Origin of the sequence: Ramlibacter humi (genome assembly GCF_004681975.1) — a bacterium.
GTDB lineage: Bacteria > Pseudomonadota > Gammaproteobacteria > Burkholderiales > Burkholderiaceae_C > Ramlibacter > Ramlibacter humi.
The window spans coordinates 67363-85437 of the sequence record NZ_SMLK01000005.1 but is presented as its reverse complement, the minus strand read 5'-3'; the positions used below and the strand labels follow the sequence as shown (position 1 = coordinate 85437).

The window sequence follows — 18075 nt, the reverse complement described above, 5'->3', positions numbered from 1 at the left end:
GCCTTTCCGGGTCACTTCTTCTCGGTCTTCGAGTCGTAGCGCTTGGTCCACTCGGCCAGGATGCGCTCGCGGTTCTCGGCGGCCCAGTTGAAGTCCATCTTCACCAGGCGCGCCTCGTAGTCCTTGGGCACGTTGGCCAGCGGCGCGGCCACGCCCGGCTGCGCGGTGATGGCGAAGTTCTTGCCGTACAGCAGCATGGCGTCCTTGCTGGAAGCCCAGTCGGCCAGCTTCTTGGCGGCCTCCAGTTTCTTGGTGCCCTTGTGGATGCCGAAGGCTTCCAGGTCCCAGCCCAGGCCTTCCTTGGGGAACACCAGTTCGATGGGCGCGCCCTTGGCCTTGTTGGTGTTGGCGCGGTACTCGAAGGAGATGCCCATCACGTACTCGCCGGACGCGGCCATGTTGCAGGGCTTGGAGCCGGAATGGGTGTACTGCGCGATGTTCTCGTGCAGGCCGTCCATGAACTTCCAGCCGCCGCCTTTGCCGTTGTCGTCGCCGAAGAGCGACAGCCAGGCGGTGACGTCGAAGTAGCCGGTGCCCGACGAAGCCGGGTTGGGCATCACGATCTGGCCCTTGTAGATGGGCTTGGTGAGGTCCTTCCACGTTTCGGGCTTGGGCATGTTGCGCTTCTGCGCTTCCACCGTGTTGAAGCAGACCGTGGCGCCCCAGACGTCCATGCCCCACCAGGCCGGCGGCTTCTTCTTGTCACGGTACTGGCTCATGATCGCGTCGAGGTTGATCGGCGCGTACGGCTCCAGCATGCCCTGCTTGTCCAGCAGCGCGAGGCTGGAAGCGGCGACGCCCATCACGGCATCGGCCTGCGGGTTGGCTTTCTCGGCCAGCAGCTTGGCGGTGATGACGCCGGTGGAGTCGCGCACCCACTTGATCTCGATGTCGGGGTGGACCTTGTTGAAGCCTTCCTGGTAGGCCTTGATCTGGTCGGTCTCCAGCGCCGTGTAGACCAGCAATTGGGTCTTCTGGGCCGACGCGGCGCCGGCGAAGGCGGCCAGGCCGCAGGCCAGCAAGGTGGAGAGAAGGCGGGACACACGCATGAGGACTCCTTGACGGATGAACGATGGAATGGCGGACCTACTCACGCGCGTTGCACGATTCGTGCCCTCCCCGGGAAGCGCGTTCTGGCGGTCCATTGAACGACTGCACCCCTGAGCTTGTCAATTGTTTTTTGCAGATTGTTGACAATCCCGAGCGCGCTGGTTTAATCGAGTCATGGCCAGCGCGTTGCACCCGACCATCGCACTCCTGCAGACCAGCTCGCTGGCCAACGTGGTGCAGCAAGAGGTGGAGCGGGCCATCCTGGCGGGCGAGTACGCGCCGGGCGATAAGTTGATCGAAGCCGCGCTGGCGCGGAAGATGGGGGTTTCCCGGGGGCCCATCCGCGAGGCCTTCCGGATGCTGGAAGAAGCCGGCCTGGTGCGCACCGAAAAGAACCGCGGCGTGTTCGTGCGCGACATTCCCATCGACGAAGCGGTGGAGATCTTCGACCTGCGCGCCGCGATGGACGAGCTGGTGGGCCGGCAACTGGCCGCCAACATCACCACCGCCCAGCTGAAGGAAGTGCGCAGCCTGGTGGATGCGATGGAAAAGGCGGTGAAGGCGCAGGACGCCTACAACTACCACCTGCTCAACCTGAAGTTTCACGACCGGCTGGTGGAGATGGCCGGCAACCGCAAGCTCACCGCCATCTACCGCAAGCTGATCAAGGAGCTGTCGCTGTTCCGCCGCCTGAACCTGGCCGACAGCTGGCTGCTGCCGATCTCCGCCGGCGAGCACCGTTCCATCGTCAAGGCCATCGCGGCGGGCGACGCCGAAGCGGCCGGCAAGGCGATGTCCCAGCACGTCATGGACAGCAAGCAGCGCACGATCGCCAACGACCTGCGCCGCCAGTCGCGGCCGCCGCAGGCCGCGGCCGGCTGAACCACCAAGGAGGGCTGAATGCTCACCGTCAATCACCGAAGCTACCGCCGCCCCACGCAACCCACCGTGGTGGTTTGCGTGGACGGGTGCGAACCCGATTACCTGGCCCAGGCCGTGGCCGCCGGCCACATGCCGTGGCTGAAGAAGGCGCTGGCCGAAGGCTCGGGCCTCGTCGCCGATTGCGTCGTGCCCAGCTTCACCAACCCGAACAACCTGTCCATCGTCACCGGCGCGCCGCCCAGCGTGCACGGCATTTGCGGCAACTACCTGTTCGACACCGCGAGCGGCACCGAGGTCATGATGAACGACCCGAAGTGGCTGCGCGCGCCCTCGCTGCTCGCGGCGCTGGCGGACGCGGGGCACTCGGTCGCCGTCGTCACCGCCAAGGACAAGCTGCGCCGCCTGCTGGGGCACGGCATGAAAGGCATCTGCTTCTCTTCCGAGAAGGCTGACCAGTGCACGATCGAAGAGAACGGCATCGACGGCGTGGTGCAACTGGTGGGCAAGCCGGTGCCCAGCGTGTACAGCGCCGACCTGTCGGAGTTCGTGTTCGCCGCCGGCGTGCGCCTGATGCAGACGCGCCGGCCGGACGTGATGTACCTGTCGACCACCGACTACGTGCAGCACAAGCACGCGCCTGGAACGCCGGAAGCCAACGCGTTCTACGCGATGATGGACGGCTACCTGGGCCAGCTGGAAGCGATGGGTTGCGTCATCGCGCTCACCGCCGACCACGGCATGAATTCCAAGGTGGGGCTGGATGGCCGCCCGCAGGTGATCTACCTGCAGGACTGGTTCGATCGCGAGCTGGGCGAAGGCGCCGCCCGCGTCATCCTTCCCATCACCGATCCCTACGTGGTGCACCACGGTGCGCTGGGTTCGTTCGCCACCGTGTACCTGCCCGCTGGCACCGCGGCTGCGCCGATGGCGGACAAGCTGCGCCGGCTGCCCGGGATGGAGGTGGTGCTGGAACGCGGCGCCGCGGCGGAACGCTTCGAGCTGCCGCCCGACCGCATCGGCGACCTGGTGTGCGTGTCCGAGCGCTTCACCGTCATCGGCACCTCCGCTTCGCGCCACGACCTGTCGGGCCTGGACGCGCCGCTGCGTTCGCACGGCGGCATCAGCGAGCAGCGCGTACCGCTGGTGGTGAACCGCAAGCTCACCGGCATCGACCCCGCGCGCCGCTGGCGCAATTTCGACGCGTTCGACCTGGCCCTCAACCACGTGGCCTGAACAAGGAGCTGGCGCATGACGGGCATCCCTGACTTCATCCGCGAGCACGGCCTGGACCGCATGCGCATCGCCGGCCGGAAGGTGGGCGACGGGCGCGACGGCGACCGCGTGATCCCGGTCTTCAATCCGCACACGGAACAGCGCATCGGCAGCGTGCCCAAGGCCACGCTGGACGAAGTGCGCGAAGCGTTCGAGACGGCGCATGCTTTTCAGCCCAAGCTCACGCGGGCCGAGCGCGCGGGCATCCTGCAGAAGGCCGCGGCCATCATCCGCGAGCGCCTGGACGATGTCGCCGGGCTCATCACCGCGGAATCCGGGCTTTGCCTGAAAGACTCGCTGTACGAAGCGGGCCGCGTCAGCGACGTGCTGCTGTTCGGCGCCAACGAGGTGCTGAAGGACGACGGCCAGATCTTCAGTTGCGACCTCACGCCGCACGGCAAGAAGCGCCGCGTGTACACGCAACGCTCGCCGCTGCTGGGCGTCATCAGCGCCATCACGCCGTTCAACCACCCGATGAACCAGGTGGCGCACAAGGTGGTGCCCAGCGTGGCCACCAACAACCGGATGGTGCTCAAGCCTTCGGAAAAGGTGCCGTTCTCGGCGATCTTCTTCGCCGACATCCTGTACCAGGCGGGTCTGCCGCCGGAGATGCTGAGCGTGGTGACGGGCGACCCGCGCGAGATCGCGGACGAGCTGCTGACCAATCCGCGCGTGGACCTCATCACCTTCACCGGCGGCGTCGCCATCGGCAAGTACATCGCGTCCAAGGCCGGCTACCGCCGCGTCGTGCTGGAACTGGGCGGCAACGATCCCATCATCGTGATGGAAGACGCCGACCTCGAAGAGGCTTCGTCGCTGGCGATTCAGGGCTCGTACAAGAATTCGGGCCAGCGCTGCACCGCGGTGAAGCGCATGCTGGTGCACGAAGCCGTGGCCGGCCGCTTCACCGAGATGGTGGTGGAGAAGACCAAGGCCTGGAAGCACGGCGATCCGCTGGACAAGGCCAGCGACATGGGCACGGTGATCGACGAGCACGCGGCCATGCTGTTCGAATCGCGCGTGAAGGAAGCCGTGGGCCAGGGCGCGCGCCTGCTGGCGGGCAACCAGCGCCGCGGCGCGCTGTATGCGCCGACGGTGATCGACAACGTTCGGCCCGAGATGACCGTGGTACGCGAGGAAACCTTCGGCCCGGTGTCGCCCATCATCCGCTTCAGGGACATCGACGAGGCCATCCGCATCTCCAACGGCACGGCGTACGGCCTGTCCAGCGCGGTGTGCACCAACCGCCTCGACCACATCACCCGCTTCGTCAACGAGTTGCACGTGGGCACCGTCAACGTGCGCGAGGTGCCGGGCTACCGGCTGGAGCTGACACCCTTCGGCGGCATCAAGGATTCCGGCCTGGGCTACAAGGAAGGGGTGCAGGAAGCGATGAAGAGCTTCACCAACCTCAAGACGTACTCGCTGCCCTGGGCCTGAGCATGGCGCTGGCATTCGACGACCTCCAGCGGCTGTTCGACCAGCGTGGCGGCGAGCAGTACACCGGCGAGCCGGTCACGCAGCTGGAGCACGCGCTGCAGACCGCGCTGCTGGCGGAGCGGGCGAAGTCGGACGACGAACTGGTCACCGCGGCGCTGCTGCACGACCTGGGCCACCTGGTGCAGGACTTCGGCGAGACGCCGACGCTGCGCGGCGTGGACGACGAACACCAGCACCGCGCCGTTCCGTATCTGCGCGGCCTGTTTCCCGAACGCGTGCTGGGTGCCATCGCCGGCCACGTGGACGCCAAGCGCTACCTGTGCGCCATCCGGCCGGGGTACCACGACAGCCTGTCCGACGATTCGAAGCGTTCGCTGCAGCTGCAGGGCGGCGTCTTCAGCCAGGACGAGGCGGAAGACTTCATCGCGCGCCCCGGCGCTGCCGACGCCGTGCGCCTGCGCGTGTGGGACGACCTGGCCAAGGTCGCGCGCCTGCCCACGCCGCCGCTGGCCCACTACCTGGAGCGCGCCCGCCGCTGCGCCCTGCGTGCCTCATGACGCTGACCTGGGGCGTCGCGGCGGCAGTGCTGTTCGGCGCACTGCTGCACGCCAGCTGGAACGCGATGGTGAAGTCCAGCACCGACAAGGCGCTGGACACGGCGGTCATTCATCTCATCGGCTCGTTGATCGGCATCCCGCTGGCGCTGGTCGCCGGCCTGCCGCCCGCGGCGGCGTGGCCGTACATCGCCGCTTCGGTGGTCATCCACATCGGCTACTACATCGCGCTCACCGGCGCTTACCGCCATGGCGACCTGGGCCTGACCTACCCGCTGATGCGCGGGTTGGGGCCGGTGCTGGTGGCGCTGTCGTCGGCGCTGGCCATCGGCGAGAGCCTGTCCTCGGGCGCCTGGGCCGGGGTGCTGGGTGTTTCCGCCGGCGTGCTGGTGCTGGGCCTGTCCAGCCATGCGCTGGAGCGGCCCAAAGCGGTGGGCTTCGCGCTGGCGAACGCGGTGGTCATCGCGAGCTACACGGTGATCGATGCGCTGGGCGTGCGGGCTTCCAACGCCGCCGGCGGCAACGCGCTGCAGTACGTGGCGATGCTGTTCGTGCTGGATGGATGGCCGTTCGCCTTGCTGGTGCTGTACCGGCGCGGCTTCGGGATCGCCTGGCCGTATGCGCGGGCGCGGGCGCCGCTCGCGGCCGTCGGTGCCGCCGCGTCGCTTGGCTCCTATGGCATCGCTTTGTGGGCGATGACGCGAGCGCCGGTGGCGGTGGTCGCCGCATTGCGCGAAACCTCCGTTCTGTTTGCCGCGCTGATGGGCACCTGGCTGCTGAAGGAGGCGTTCACCGTGCGACGCGCCGTCGGCACGGTGGTCATCGCCGGCGGCGTCATCGCCTTGAGATTGGGGTGAAACCATGAACCTGCCGACACATGCGCGGGTGGTGATCGTGGGCGGCGGCATCGCCGGCTGCTCCACCGCCTATCACCTGGCGAAGATGGGCTGCACCGACGTGCTGCTGCTGGAACAGGGGCAGTTGACCAGCGGCACCACCTGGCACGCGGCGGGCCTGGTGGGCCAGATGCGCCCCAACCGCAACATGACCCGCATGAGCCGCTACGGCATCGAGCTGTACGCCACGCTGGAGCAGGAGACGGGACTGGCCACGGGCTGGAAGCAATGCGGCAGCGTCAACGTCGCTCGCACGCCCGAACGCATGAAAGTCCTGCGCCGGCAGCTGGCGCTGGCACGCAGCTTCGGCGTCGAGTGCGAGGAGATCTCGCCCCGGCAGGCGGGCGAGCTGTACCCGGTGATGCGCACCGACGACCTGCAAGGTGCCATCTGGCTGCCCGGCGATGGCAAGGCCAACCCGGCCGACCTGTGCATGTCGTTGGCCAAGGGCGCGCGCAATCGCGGCGTGAAGATCGTGGAGAAGGTCGAAGTCACCGGCGTCGTCATCGAGAACGGCCGCGCGGTGGGCGTGCGCACCGCCCAAGGCGAGGTGCGGTGCGAGGTGGTCGTCAACTGCGGCGGCCAGTGGGCGCGCCAGTTCGGCGCTCTGGCGGGCGTGAACGTGCCTCTGTACCCGGCGGAGCATTTCTACATCGTCACCGATCGCATCGAAGGCGTGCACCCCATGCTGCCGGTGATGCGCGACCCCGACGGCTTCATCTACTACAAGGAAGAAGTGGGCGGCCTGCTGATGGGCGGCTTCGAGCCCCAGGCCAAGCCGTGGAAGGTGGACCCCATCCCCTCGACCTTCCAGTTCCAGCTGCTGGACGAGGACTGGGACCAGTTCGAGATTCTGATGACCAACGCGATCCACCGCACGCCGTGCCTGGAGACCGCGAAGGTCAAGATGCTGCTGAACGGGCCCGAGAGCTTCACGCCCGATGGCAACTTCATCCTGGGCGAAGCGCCGGAATTGAGCGGCTACTTCGTCTGCGCGGGCTTCAATTCCGCCGGCATCGCCAACAGCGGCGGCGCGGGGCGGCTGATGGCGGAATGGATTTTGGGCGGCGAGCCTTCTACCGACCTGTGGGACGTGGACATCCGCCGCTTCGGCCCTTTCACCGGCAACCGCAAGGCGCTGGCCGAGCGCACCGGCGAGACGCTGGGCCTGCACTACGCCATGCGCTGGCCGCGGCAGGAACTGCAGACCGCACGGCCGCTGCGCACGTCGCCGCTGTACGACCTCCTCGCGGCGAAGGGCGCGGAGTTCGGCAGCAAGAACGGCTGGGAGCGGGCCAACTACTTCCGGCCCGCGGGCGTGGACAAACCTGCCGACACGCTGGGCACGCCGGGTTGGCTGCCGTGGATGCGCGAGGAGCAGCGCGCCACGCGCGAAACCGTGGCGCTGTACGACCAGACCTCGTTCTCCAAGCTGCTGCTGCAGGGCCGCGATTCGCTGGCCGTGCTGCAGCGCCTGTGCGCGAACGAAATGGACGTGCCGGTGGGCCGCATGGTCTACACGCCGATGCTCAATGAGCGCGGCGGCATCGAGAGCGATCTCACGGTGATGCGGCAGGCCGCGGACCGTTTCCTGATCGTCACCGGCTCGGCCCAGGCCGCGCGCGACGCGGACTGGATGCGCCGCCACATCGGCGAAGACCAGTTCGCGGTGCTGACCGACGTGTCGGCGATGTACAGCGTGCTGTCCGTGATGGGGCCGCGGGCGCGCGAACTGCTGTCGCGCGTGAGTCCGGACGACCTGTCGCCGGACGCGCTGAAGTTCTCCTGGACGAAGGAGATCGACCTGGGGCACGCGCGCGTGCGGGCGGCGCGAATGAGCTACGTCGGCGGGCCGGGCTTCGAGCTGTACGTGCCGGTGGAGATGGCCCGGCACGTGTACCTGGCGCTGTCCGCAGCAGGCACGGACCTGGGCTTGCGCGACGCGGGCTACTACGCGCTCGACGCGTTGCGCATCGAGCAGGGCCGCCGTGCCTGGGGTGCCGAACTGGGGCCCGACGAATCACCGTGGGAAGCGGGCCTCGGGTTCAGCGTGAAGCTGGACAAGGCCGCGCCTTTCCTGGGGCGCGAGGCTTTGCTGGCGGCGCGCGGCAAGCCGCTGCGCAAGAAGCTGGTGACCTTGGTCGTGCAGGGCGATGCGTGGCCTTGGGGCGGGGAGACCATCCTGCACGAGGGCCAACCGGTCGGCGAGATCACGTCGGCCGGTTTCAGTCCGCTGGCGGGTGCTTGCGTGGCCCTGGGCTACGTGCGGGAGGCGCTTGCGAACGCGCCCCACGCGGGCACGCAGGCATCGATCGACTTGTGGGGTGAGGTCGTGCCGGTGCGGCTGTACGACCAGTGGCCGCCCAAGGCCTGAAAAGGCCTTAGATCGCCGATTCCTTCGGCGCCAGCACTTCGCTGCGCAACCGGCTGGGCGCCAGCGCGCCCGCCGATTCCAGGATCGGGTAGGCGATGGAGCAGATGTGCGAGTTGATGCGCTTCAGGTCGCTGATCAGGTCGATGTGCAGCGAGCTGGTTTCGATGCTCTGAACGGTGTTGCCGGACAGGCGTTCGAGGTGGGTGGACGCGTACGCGTGTTCCAGGTCGCGGAAGCGGGCCTTTTCTTCCAGCAGCTTCTGCGCGTCGCGCACCGAGCCGTTGAGGAACACGCTCATGCCCAGGCGCAGGTTGTCGATCAGGCGGGCGTGCAGTTCGCAGATCTCCGCCATGCCGGCATCGGAGAAGTTGCGGCCCTTGCGGATCTTCTTGTCCTCGATGTCGATCAGGATGCGCTCGATGGTGTCGCCGATCTGCTCCATGTTGATGGTGAAGCTGATGATGTCGGTCCAGCGGCGGCTTTCCTCTTCGCCCAGGGCTTCGCGCGAGATCTTGGTGAGGTAGTACTTGATGGCCGAATAGAGCTCGTCCACCGTGTCGTCCAGCTTGCGCAGTTCCTCGGCCAGGCGCAGGTCGTTGTTCTTGATGACCGCCAGCACGCCCAGCAGCATGGATTCGACCACGTCGGCCTGGTGCAGCGCTTCGCGCGCGGCGCACGAGATGGCCAGTGAGGGCGTGCCCAGCGCCGTGGGGTCCAGGTGGTGCGGGCGGCTGCTGGCGGGCTGCTGCGGCTTGGGCAGCAGGCGCAGCACGGCGCGGGCGATGGGCCCGGTGGCCCCCAGGAGCAGCGCGCCCATGATGGCGTTGAACGACAGGTGGAACAGCACCACCGTCGAAGCGTCGCCGGGCAGGTAGGGGCGCAGGTATTTGAGCCAGGCGCCGATCAGCGGCGCGGCGATGGCGACGCCGACGATCTTGAACAGCAGGTTGCCCAGGGGCACGTGGCGCACTTCCACCGGCGCCTTGGCGGTGGTGATGACCGCCAGCAGGCCGCTGCCGAGGTTGGCGCCCAGCACCAGGCCCAGGGCCATCTCGACGGGCACGATGCCGGTGGACGCCAGCGTGGCCACCAGCAGCACCACGGCCAGGCTGGAATACGACATCAGCGCCAGCACGGTGCCGGTGGTGATCTCCAGCAGCAGGTCGCTGTTGATGGACGCGAGCAGCGCCTTGACCACCGGCGAGCGGACCATGATGCCGGTGGATTCCGAGATGAGGCGCAGGGCCAGCAGCATCAGGCCCAGGCCGATCAGCACGCGGCCGAAGCGGCCCACGTTGGTGGCCGGGCGCGAGATGAACAGCACCACGCCGGTGAAGATCAGCAGCGGCGACAGCCAGGACAGATCGAACGAGAACACCACCGTGACCAGGCTGGTACCGATGTCGGCGCCCAGCATGACGGCCAGGGCGAGCGGCAGCGTGATCAGCCCCTGCCCGACGAAGGCGGAGACGATCAGCGCGGTGGCGGTGCTCGATTGCAGGAGCGCGGTGACGCCGATGCCGGACAGGGCCGCCGTGTACCGGTTGCCGATGCTGCGTGCCAGCACTTGCCGGAGGTTGGCGCCGAAGACCCGCAGGATCCCGGTGCGTACGAGGTGGGTGCCCCAGACCAGCAGCGCGATGGCCGCCAGGAGGTTCAACAGATGCTTCATTCTTGAAGCATCCAATGATACGCCGCGCGGTGCCTCGCGCGGAGGGGTCAGCGACTGCGGCGAACCCTGAGAAGCTCGTCGAGGATCAGCGCGATGGCGCCCACCGTGATGGCGCTGTCGGCCACGTTGAAGGCCGGGAAGTACCAGCCGGCCCAGTGGAACTGCAGGAAGTCCACCACGTAGCCATGCAGCAGGCGGTCGACCAGGTTGCCCACCGCGCCGCCCAGGATGCAGGCCAGGGCGAAGCAGAAGAGCTTCTGGCCGGCGTGGGTGCGCAGCAGCCACAGGATGAAGATGGTGGCCGCCACGGCGATGCCGGTGAACAGCCAGCGCTGCCAGCCCGAGGCCGCTGCCAGGAACGAGAACGCCGCGCCCGTGTTGTGGGCCCGGACCACGTTGAAGAACGGCAGCACGTAGGTGGAGTCGCCCAGCCTGTAGTAACCCAGGATCAGGACCTTGGTGAACTGGTCGGCGATCAGGACGATGAGCGCCAGGCCCAGCCAGGGCAGCATGCCGCCGCCCCTCGCGGAATTGCCCCGGGCCATCAGGCGTGCTTCCGGTTTTCGCCGGCCCCGTACAGGTTGCTCACGCAGCGGTCGCAGATCTCCGGATGCGCGGGGTCGCTGCCGACGTCGGCGCGCCAGTGCCAGCAACGCTCGCACTTGGTGTCATGCGAAGGCACGACCTGCACCTGCAGTTCCGAACCCGCCACGTCCTGCAATTGCGCTGCCGAGACGATGAAGATGAACTTCAGGTCGTCCTCCAGGCTGCGCAGCAGCGCCAGGTCGCCTTCCGGAGCGGTGACGCGCAGGGTGGCCTGCAGCGAGGAGCCCACCTTGCCTTCGGCGCGCACGGCTTCGATCTCCTTGTTGGCGGCGTCGCGGATTTCGCGGATGCGGTTCCACTTGGCCAGCAGCGCCTCGTCGGGCGAGCCGAGTTCGGCGTATTCCTCGATGAAGATGGAATCGCTGGTGCCGAACACCTTCCACGCTTCCTCGGCGGTGAAGCTGAGGAAAGGCGCCATCCAGCGCAGCATGGCGTGCGTGATGTTCCACAGCGCGGTCTGGGCGCTGCGGCGCGCGTGCGACTTGGGCGCGGTGGTGTACAGGCGATCCTTCAGCACGTCCAGGTAGAACGCGCCCAGGTCCTCGGAGCAGTACACCTGCAGCTTGGACACGACGGGGTGGAATTCGTACACCTCGTAGTGCGCCAGCACCTCGGCCTGGAACTGCGACGCGCGGCTCATGGCGTAGCGGTCGATCTCCAGCATCTCGCCCACCGGCACGGCGTCCTTGGCGGGATCGAAGTCGCTGACGTTGGCCAGCAGGAAGCGCAGCGTGTTGCGGATGCGGCGGTACGCATCCACCACGCGGGCCAGGATCTTGTCGTCGCCGGCGATGTCGCCGGAGTAGTCGGACGCGGCCACCCACAGGCGGATGATCTCGGCGCCCAGCTTGTTCCACGTCTCCTGCGGCTCGATGCCGTTGCCCAGCGACTTGCTCATCTTGCGGCCCTGGCTGTCCACGGTGAACCCGTGGGTGAGCAGACCGCGATAGGGCGCGCGGCCGTACATCGCGCAAGCCGTGAGCAGCGAAGAGTGGAACCAGCCGCGGTGCTGGTCGTGGCCTTCCAGGTACAGGTCGGCCTCGGGGCCGGTGTCGTGGCCGGCGCCCGCGTGCGAGCCTTTCAGCACCGTGGTGTGCGTGGTGCCGGAGTCGAACCACACCTCCAGGATGTCGGTGCTCTTGTTGTATTGCGCCGCGTCCGCCGCGGCGCCGACCTTGGCCAGGATGCCCTCCGGCGTGGCCTTGCTCCACGCTTCGATGCCGCCGGCCTGCACCATGTCCGCGGCGATGTCGAGGATCTCCATCGTCTTCGGGTGCAGTTCGTGGGTGTCGCGGTGCAGGAAGAAGGGCAGCGGCACGCCCCAGCTGCGCTGGCGGCTGATGCACCAGTCGGGGCGGCCCGCGATCATGTCGCGCAGGCGGGCGCGGCCGTTCTCGGGGAAGAAGCCGGTCTCCTCGATGGCGGCCAGCGCCATCTGGCGCAGCGTGGCGGGCGCCTTGTCCCGGGTGAACACGCCTTCGCCTTCGTCCATGCGCACGAACCACTGCGCCGCGGCGCGGTAGATCACCGGCGACTTGTGGCGCCAGCAGTGCGGGTAGCTGTGCTGGATGGGGGCGGTGGCGAACAGGCGGCCGGCTTTCTCGAGGGTCTCGATGATGGCCGGCACGGCCTTCCAGATGTTCTGGCCGCCGAACAGCGCGAAGTCGGCCGCGTAGCTGCCGTTGCCCTGCACGGGGTTGAGGATGTCGTCGTACTTCACGCCGTGCGCGATGCAGCTGTTGAAGTCGTCCAGGCCGTAGGCGGGCGAGGAGTGCACGATGCCGGTGCCGTCTTCCGCCGTGGCGTAGTCGGCCAGGTACACGGGCGACAGGCGCTTGTACGCATCGTTGACGTCGTACAGCGGGTGGCGGAACTCCAGCGCGTCCAGCGCCTGGCCCTTCACCGTGGCCACCACGGTGCCGCCCTGCATGTGGAAGCGCTCCAGGCACTTTTCCACCAGCGTGCTGGCCAGCACCAGGTAGCCGCGCGAGGTGTCCACCAGCGAGTAGTCGAGCTCGGGGTTGAGGTTCAGAGCCTGGTTGGCGGGGATGGTCCACGCGGTGGTGGTCCAGATCACCACGAAGGCGTCCTGCGCCTTGGGCAACTGGGGCAGGCCGAAAGCCTTGGCCAGTGCCGCGGGGTCGTTGGCCAGGAAGCCGACGTCCAGCGTCTGCGACTTCTTGTCGGCGTACTCGATCTCGAACTCGGCCAGCGAGGAGCCACAGTCGAAGCACCAGTACACGGGCTTGAGGCCGCGGTAGACGAAGCCGCGCTCGATGACGCGCTTGAACGCGCGGATCTCGTTGGCCTCGGTGACGAATTCCATCGTCTTGTACGGGTGGTCCCAGTCGCCCAGCACGCCCAGGCGCTTGAAGCCGGCGCGCTGCAGGTCGATCTGCTCGGTGGCGAAGGCGCGGCTCTTGGCCTGCATCTCGTCGCGCGGCAGGTTGCGGCCGAACTTCTTCTCGATGGCGTTCTCGATCGGCAGGCCGTGGCAGTCCCAGCCCGGGATGTAGGCCGCGTCCAGGCCCTTGAGCTGGCGCGACTTGACGATCATGTCCTTCAGGATCTTGTTGACCGCGTGGCCCATGTGGATGGCGCCATTCGCGTATGGCGGGCCGTCGTGCAGCACGAACTTCTGGCGGCCCTTGCGGGCGTCGCGCAGGCGCTTGTACAGGCCTTCGTCCTCCCACTGCTTCACCCAGCCCGGCTCGCGCTTGGGCAGGTCGCCGCGCATGGGGAACGGGGTGTCGGGCAGGTTGAGGGTGGCGCGGTAATCGGTCTTGGAGTCGGACATCTTCTGCCTTGCAAGGCTTCGACAGGCTCAGCCCGAACGGGAGCTGGTGCTGTTTCGCGGGTGCGGGAGGTCCGATCGCCCTGAGCTTGTCGATGGAGGGCGGCGAACGGAAACGTCCCGCCCTAAATTCGGTCGCGCGTGGTCTGGCGGCGGGTGGACGCGAAGTACGCGCGGGCCTCGTCGCAGTCGCGCGCGATGCCGGCCCGCAGCGAATCCAGGCCGTCGTACTTCAGCTCGTCGTGCAGTTTGTTGAGCAGGTCCACCCGGATGATTTTACCGTACCCCCCCTCCAGGCCGAGGCCGGCGGGCCACCGCAGGCAGTGCGTTTCCAGCAGCACGCGGCCGCCGTTGGCGTCGTTGGGGTCCAGCGAGGGCCGGATGCCCAGGTTGGCCACGCCGGGCAGCGGCTCTTCGGCCAGGCCGTGCACCTGCACCACGAAGATGCCGCTGGCGGCCGGCTTCCAGTGCGAGAAGCGCAGGTTGATGGTGGGGAAGCCCAGCTCGCGCCCAAGCTTGCGCCCATGCACCACGTGGCCGCTGATGCTGTAGGGGCGGCCCAGCAACGCTTCCACGGCGTCCATGTCGCCGCGGGCCAGCGCTTCGCGCACGGCCGAACTGGACACGCGCAGGTTGTGCACTTCGTAACTGTTCATGCGCGCGACGTCGAAACCCAGGCGCTGGCCGGCCGCGTCCAGCATGGCGTAGTCGCCCGCGCGGCGCGCGCCGAAGCGGAAGTCGTCGCCCACCAGTACGTATTTCGCGCCCAGGCCGCCCACCAGCACGTCGTCGATGAATGCTTCGGGAACCTGGCTGGACAGGCGCGCGTCGAAGGGAAGGACGATGCACTGGTCGACGCCGCAGGCGGCCAGCTCCGAGAGCTTGTCGCGCAGCGTGGCGATGCGGGCGGGCGCCATCTCGGGCTTGCGCGCCACGCGGGCGAAGTAGTCGCGCGGGTGGGGCTCGAAGGTCAGCACGCAGCTGGGCACGCCGCGGTGGCGCGCCTCGCTGTTCAGCAGCGCCAGCATCGCCTGGTGGCCGCGGTGCACGCCGTCGAAGTTGCCGATGGTCACGGCGCACGCGGGCGCGATGCCGGGGTGGTGGAAGCCGCGGAAGGTCCGCATCGGTCGGTATCTTTTTGATAGCACCGCGCGCGCTCGCTACAGGGCGCGGCACGGCGGAGTGTCATCGAATCAGGGTATATTGTGCTTGCTGTCCCGTTCCCTGTTGGCCTCGTGTTGATGAAGGAGCGAAAGTCTTGAAGGTTCTGAAGCTGTCCGCCCAGGGTCTGCCGCAGTCCTGGATCTCGCTGGAGCAGGCCGTGCTGCACTACGCCGCCGATGAGGTGCGCTGGGAAGTGGGCGCGCAGGTGGCCGTGTTCAGGGGCGGGCACAACGCGGTGACGGGCGAGCAGTCGGTCATCACCGTGGCCAGCATCATCGGCACCAAGGGCGTGCCGAACATCAACCCCTTCGACCTCAAGCCGGGCCTCACCAACGGCAAGCTCTTCGCCCGCGACCGCAACGTCTGCGCGTACTGCGGCGGCGACTTCCACGAGCCGGAGCTCACCCGCGAGCACATCATCCCCTTCGCCCAGAACGGCAAGGACCACTGGATGAACGTGGTGACGGCCTGCCGCGCCTGCAACCACCGCAAGAGCAACCGCACGCCGGAACAGGCGCACATGCCGCTGCTGTACGCGCCGTACGTGCCCAGCCTGTGGGAAGACTTCATCCTGCGCAACCGCCGGATCTTGGCGGACCAGATGGAATTCTTGATGGCGCATCTGCCCAAGAGTTCAAGACTTCATTCCTGAAGTCTTGAACTCTTGGGCGCGCTTGCTGCGGCTTCACGAACCCCCTCACCCCAGCCCTCTCCCCCGAGGGGGAGAGGGAGCGAACCGCTGGTGATCCTGGCGCCGTCATCCCCGCGCAGGCGGGGATCCAGTCAGTAGGTCAGTTCCAACACCGAGACGTGGTTCTCGGGCAAGGGCCAACTGCGGCCGACCAGCTTTTCGCCGTTGAACTCCGCCATCACCGGGCGGGGCAGGCCGGCGGGCTTGATGCGCGAGGAGGAGACGCCCGCGCCGAGCACCGCGCCGGGGGGCGGGCTCTGGCCGTCGAAGGCCATCCTGTCGCGGGCGGGGTCCAGGTAGCCGCGCGGGCGGTTCAGGATGACGAGCGACGGTGCGTTCTTGTCCGCATCAGGCACGCGCTCGGGACGCATGTTCACCAGCGCGCTGGAGCGCGGGAAGGGGCTGCGGTAGATGTGCGTGGTGGCGTAGCCGGGCGCCGTGATCACGAACTCGTAGCGCGCGTCACCGTCGGCGTTGAACGGGCCCCAGCGGCCGTCGGCGCCGACGGTCTGGCTGTGCGCCGCGGCGCCGCGCCGCTCGCCGGTGATCGGGTCGATGGCGTACACGTCCAGCTTCGCGCCAGGCAGCGGCAGGTTGTTGGAGAAGCTGCCGGAAGCGGGATCCGTGGACGACAAGCCCAGGCCCGTGACCTTGCCTGACAGCACGACGCGCGCTTCCGGCGTGCCGTCCGGCGAGGCCGGTGCACGGCCGGTCAGGAAGCGGTACATCGCGTCGAACGCGGCCGGCGAGAACGAAGTCTCGCGGTGGTCGACGCGCGGGATCACCACGTTGGTGGCGCCCTTGAGCTCGGGTCCGGCGAACGTCACGTTGGTGGGCTGGCCGCGGCGGCCGATCCAAAGGCCGTCCGGCTGCGCGAACTTGTCGTTGCTGTCGGAGCGGATGGTCATCCACTTCACCGGGCCGGTGACCTCGTTGCCGGCGGCGTCCTTCGGCGTGTTCAGCGCCTTCAGGAAAGGCCCTGCGCCGTTGAACTCGCTGTTTAGCGAGAAGTCCGGCAGCGACCACACGCCGTGGTTGGGCGTGCCGCCCAGGATGGCGTGGCTGACCACCGCGGCGCCACCGCCGTTGGCGACGTAGTTGCGGATGGCATAGCCGCCGCGCGAGTTGCCGATCAGCACGACCTGTTTCGCGCCGGTGGCCTTGAGCACCTTCTCGACTTCCGCCTTGAGATAGGCCATGTGTTCCGCCGTCGAAGTGCGGCCGGGCTGCGCCTTGGTGTCGTCGTCGCGCGCCAGCGGGTAGGGCACGTCGATGGCGTGCAGACGGTCGCGCGGCCAGCCGTTGGATTCGAACCGCCAGAGCGTGGATTGCCAGATCGAGGCGCTGTCGCCATTGCCGTGGACGAAGACGATGGGAGGCATCTCGGGCGGGTTGGACGCCGTCGGGCCGCCGGCGCAGGCGGCCAGCAGCAGGGCGGCCGCGGGCGCGGCCAGAAGTTGTCGGCGGGTGGTCATGGCGTCTCCTTCGGTATTGTTCTTGCGGAAATGAAAACGGCCCGGGCTTTCGCCTCGGGCCGCGCAACTTCTAGCGCCGCCGCATCACGCGAAGACGCCGGCCGTGTCCTGCATGCGCGAGGACACCTCGCCCAGGTGGTGCAGCGTGTCCCCGAAGGTCAGCTCCAGCTGGGTGAGTTTCTTGAAGTAGTGGCTGCCCACGTATTCGTCGGTCACGCCGATGCCTCCGTGCAACTGCACGGAGGCCTGGCCGATGAAGCGCATCGCCACGCCCAGCTGGTACTTGGCGCGCGCCAGCGCGCGGCGGCGCTCTTCGGCGGGCGCGTTGAGTTTCAGGCTGGCGTAGTAGCTCATGGATCGCGCCAGCTCCTGCTGCATCTTCATGTCGGCCATGCGGTGGCGCAGCGCCTGGAAGCTGGCGATGGTCACGCCGAACTGCTTGCGAGTGTTCATGTACTCGGCGGTCAGCTGCATGGTCTTGTCGATGGCGCCCACGCCTTCGGCGCAGGTGGCGGCGATGCCGACGTCCACCGCGTGCTCCAGCGCCGCGAGGCCGTCCTGCGTCACCAGCGTGGCAGCCGCGTCCTGGAATTTCACTTCGGCCGCGCGGCCGCCGTCCATGGTGGTGTAGCCGTTGGCGCTGACGCCGGCGCCCTTGGCCACCAGGAACAGGGCGAGCTTGCCGTTCGCCTTGGCGGGCACGAGATACGCGTCGGCCTGGTCACCGGCGGCCACGATGCTCTTGGTGCCGCTGACTTTCCAGGAGCCGCCGGCCTGCATGGCCGTGGCTTCGCACACGTCGAGCCGGTAGCGCGCCTTGCGCTCCTGGTAGGCCAGCACGACCAGCCCTTCACCGGAAGCGATCTTCGGCAGCCACTCGGACTTCACCGCGTCGGGCGCGTAGCCGTTGATCACCGCGCCGGCGATGAGCGCCTGCGCCAGCGGCTCCAGCACGATGCCGCGTCCCAGTTCTTCCATCACCACCATGCCTTCGACCGGGCCCATGCCCATGCCGCCATGGTCCTCGGGCACGTACAGGCCGGTGAGGCCCAGCTCGGCGAGTTCGCCGTAGGTCTTGCGGTCGAAGCCGCCGGCCTTCACGGCCGCACGCCGGCGCTCGAAGTCGTAGCCGCGGTCCACCCACTTGCGCACCGCGTCGCGCAGCTGTTCCTGGTCGTCGGAAAAATCGAAATCCATGTCTTGTC

General features: G+C 68.0%; 14 protein-coding genes. 7 read left to right on the top strand and 7 right to left on the bottom strand.

Annotated elements, in window-relative coordinates:
- Nucleotides 1–11: 11 nt before the first annotated feature.
- Nucleotides 12–1049 carry a putative 2-aminoethylphosphonate ABC transporter substrate-binding protein gene (locus tag EZ216_RS15195; RefSeq protein WP_135250632.1) on the bottom strand — a complete coding sequence of 346 codons (1038 nt, stop codon included), beginning with the start codon at nt 1047–1049 and terminating at the stop codon, nt 12–14.
- Nucleotides 1050–1224: 175 nt separating this feature from the next.
- Here EZ216_RS15195 and EZ216_RS15190 point away from each other — a divergent pair, with 175 nt between their 5' ends.
- From EZ216_RS15190 to EZ216_RS15165, 6 genes are read left to right on the top strand one after another with little or no spacing between them, the layout of a single operon-like run.
- Nucleotides 1225–1932 (top strand): phosphonate utilization associated transcriptional regulator, encoded by a 708-nt coding sequence (locus tag EZ216_RS15190; RefSeq protein WP_135250631.1) that lies wholly within the window; start codon nt 1225–1227, stop codon nt 1930–1932.
- An 18-nt stretch (nt 1933–1950) separates the two neighbouring features.
- Nucleotides 1951–3165 (top strand): phosphonoacetate hydrolase, encoded by a 1215-nt coding sequence (phnA, locus tag EZ216_RS15185; RefSeq protein WP_135250630.1) that lies wholly within the window; start codon nt 1951–1953, stop codon nt 3163–3165.
- A gap of 15 nt (nt 3166–3180) precedes the next feature.
- Nucleotides 3181–4644, top strand: a complete 1464-nt coding sequence (gene phnY, locus EZ216_RS15180) for a phosphonoacetaldehyde dehydrogenase (protein WP_239024404.1) — start codon at nt 3181–3183, stop codon at nt 4642–4644.
- A 2-nt stretch (nt 4645–4646) separates the two neighbouring features.
- A complete protein-coding gene (locus EZ216_RS15175; protein ID WP_135250629.1) occupies nt 4647–5201 on the top strand; it encodes a phosphonate degradation HD-domain oxygenase in 555 nt (184 codons plus the stop codon).
- Nucleotides 5198–6055 (top strand): EamA family transporter, encoded by an 858-nt coding sequence (locus tag EZ216_RS15170; protein ID WP_135250628.1) that lies wholly within the window; start codon nt 5198–5200, stop codon nt 6053–6055. The genes EZ216_RS15175 and EZ216_RS15170 overlap by 4 nt, the downstream gene beginning before the upstream one ends.
- 4 nt (nt 6056–6059) lie before the next feature.
- Complete coding sequence (locus tag EZ216_RS15165) at nt 6060–8468, top strand: GcvT family protein (RefSeq protein WP_135250627.1); 2409 nt, start codon at nt 6060–6062, stop codon at nt 8466–8468.
- Nucleotides 8469–8475: 7 nt separating this feature from the next.
- Here the strand turns inward: EZ216_RS15165 and EZ216_RS15160 are convergent, their stop codons facing one another.
- From EZ216_RS15160 to EZ216_RS15145, 4 genes are all read right to left on the bottom strand, one after another.
- On the bottom strand, nt 8476–10140 hold the full coding sequence (locus EZ216_RS15160; RefSeq protein ID WP_135250626.1) for a Na/Pi cotransporter family protein: 1665 nt from the start codon (nt 10138–10140) through the stop codon (nt 8476–8478).
- Between the two features lie 47 nt (nt 10141–10187).
- The gene (gene lspA / locus EZ216_RS15155) at nt 10188–10685 is read right to left on the bottom strand and encodes a signal peptidase II (protein WP_135250625.1); all 498 of its coding nucleotides are present in this window, start codon (nt 10683–10685) and stop codon (nt 10188–10190) included.
- Entirely contained in the window at nt 10685–13543 is a 2859-nt protein-coding gene (ileS, locus tag EZ216_RS15150; RefSeq protein WP_135250624.1) for an isoleucine--tRNA ligase, read from the bottom strand. The genes lspA and ileS overlap by 1 nt, the downstream gene beginning before the upstream one ends.
- Before the next feature lie 122 nt (nt 13544–13665).
- Nucleotides 13666–14664 carry a bifunctional riboflavin kinase/FAD synthetase gene (locus EZ216_RS15145; RefSeq protein WP_135250623.1) on the bottom strand — a complete coding sequence of 333 codons (999 nt, stop codon included), beginning with the start codon at nt 14662–14664 and terminating at the stop codon, nt 13666–13668.
- A 134-nt stretch (nt 14665–14798) separates the two neighbouring features.
- On the opposite strand from EZ216_RS15145, the gene EZ216_RS15140 reads away from it, so the two are divergent.
- Nucleotides 14799–15356 (top strand): HNH endonuclease, encoded by a 558-nt coding sequence (locus EZ216_RS15140; protein ID WP_135250622.1) that lies wholly within the window; start codon nt 14799–14801, stop codon nt 15354–15356.
- A 131-nt stretch (nt 15357–15487) separates the two neighbouring features.
- Here EZ216_RS15140 and EZ216_RS15135 read toward each other — a convergent pair whose 3' ends face one another.
- Both EZ216_RS15135 and EZ216_RS15130 read right to left on the bottom strand, forming a co-directional pair.
- The gene (locus EZ216_RS15135) at nt 15488–16870 is read right to left on the bottom strand and encodes an alpha/beta fold hydrolase (RefSeq protein ID WP_135250621.1); all 1383 of its coding nucleotides are present in this window, start codon (nt 16868–16870) and stop codon (nt 15488–15490) included.
- An 84-nt stretch (nt 16871–16954) separates the two neighbouring features.
- Nucleotides 16955–18067 carry an acyl-CoA dehydrogenase family protein gene (locus tag EZ216_RS15130; protein WP_135250620.1) on the bottom strand — a complete coding sequence of 371 codons (1113 nt, stop codon included), beginning with the start codon at nt 18065–18067 and terminating at the stop codon, nt 16955–16957.
- Between the last annotated feature and the right edge of the window lie 8 nt (nt 18068–18075).

Bases quoted from the DNA above. Each gene is read 5' to 3' on its own strand.
- EZ216_RS15195 (WP_135250632.1), bottom strand. From the start codon at position 1,049: ATGCGTGTGTCCCGCCTTCTCTCCACCTTGCTGGCCTGCGGCCTGGCC.
- EZ216_RS15190 (WP_135250631.1), top strand. From the start codon at position 1,225: ATGGCCAGCGCGTTGCACCCGACCATCGCACTCCTGCAGACCAGCTCG.
- phnA (WP_135250630.1), top strand. From the start codon at position 1,951: ATGCTCACCGTCAATCACCGAAGCTACCGCCGCCCCACGCAACCCACC.
- phnY (WP_239024404.1), top strand. From the start codon at position 3,181: ATGACGGGCATCCCTGACTTCATCCGCGAGCACGGCCTGGACCGCATG.
- EZ216_RS15175 (WP_135250629.1), top strand. From the start codon at position 4,647: ATGGCGCTGGCATTCGACGACCTCCAGCGGCTGTTCGACCAGCGTGGC.
- EZ216_RS15170 (WP_135250628.1), top strand. From the start codon at position 5,198: ATGACGCTGACCTGGGGCGTCGCGGCGGCAGTGCTGTTCGGCGCACTG.
- EZ216_RS15165 (WP_135250627.1), top strand. From the start codon at position 6,060: ATGAACCTGCCGACACATGCGCGGGTGGTGATCGTGGGCGGCGGCATC.
- EZ216_RS15160 (WP_135250626.1), bottom strand. From the start codon at position 10,140: ATGAAGCATCTGTTGAACCTCCTGGCGGCCATCGCGCTGCTGGTCTGG.
- lspA (WP_135250625.1), bottom strand. From the start codon at position 10,685: ATGGCCCGGGGCAATTCCGCGAGGGGCGGCGGCATGCTGCCCTGGCTG.
- ileS (WP_135250624.1), bottom strand. From the start codon at position 13,543: ATGTCCGACTCCAAGACCGATTACCGCGCCACCCTCAACCTGCCCGAC.
- EZ216_RS15145 (WP_135250623.1), bottom strand. From the start codon at position 14,664: ATGCGGACCTTCCGCGGCTTCCACCACCCCGGCATCGCGCCCGCGTGC.
- EZ216_RS15135 (WP_135250621.1), bottom strand. From the start codon at position 16,870: ATGACCACCCGCCGACAACTTCTGGCCGCGCCCGCGGCCGCCCTGCTG.
- EZ216_RS15130 (WP_135250620.1), bottom strand. From the start codon at position 18,067: ATGGATTTCGATTTTTCCGACGACCAGGAACAGCTGCGCGACGCGGTG.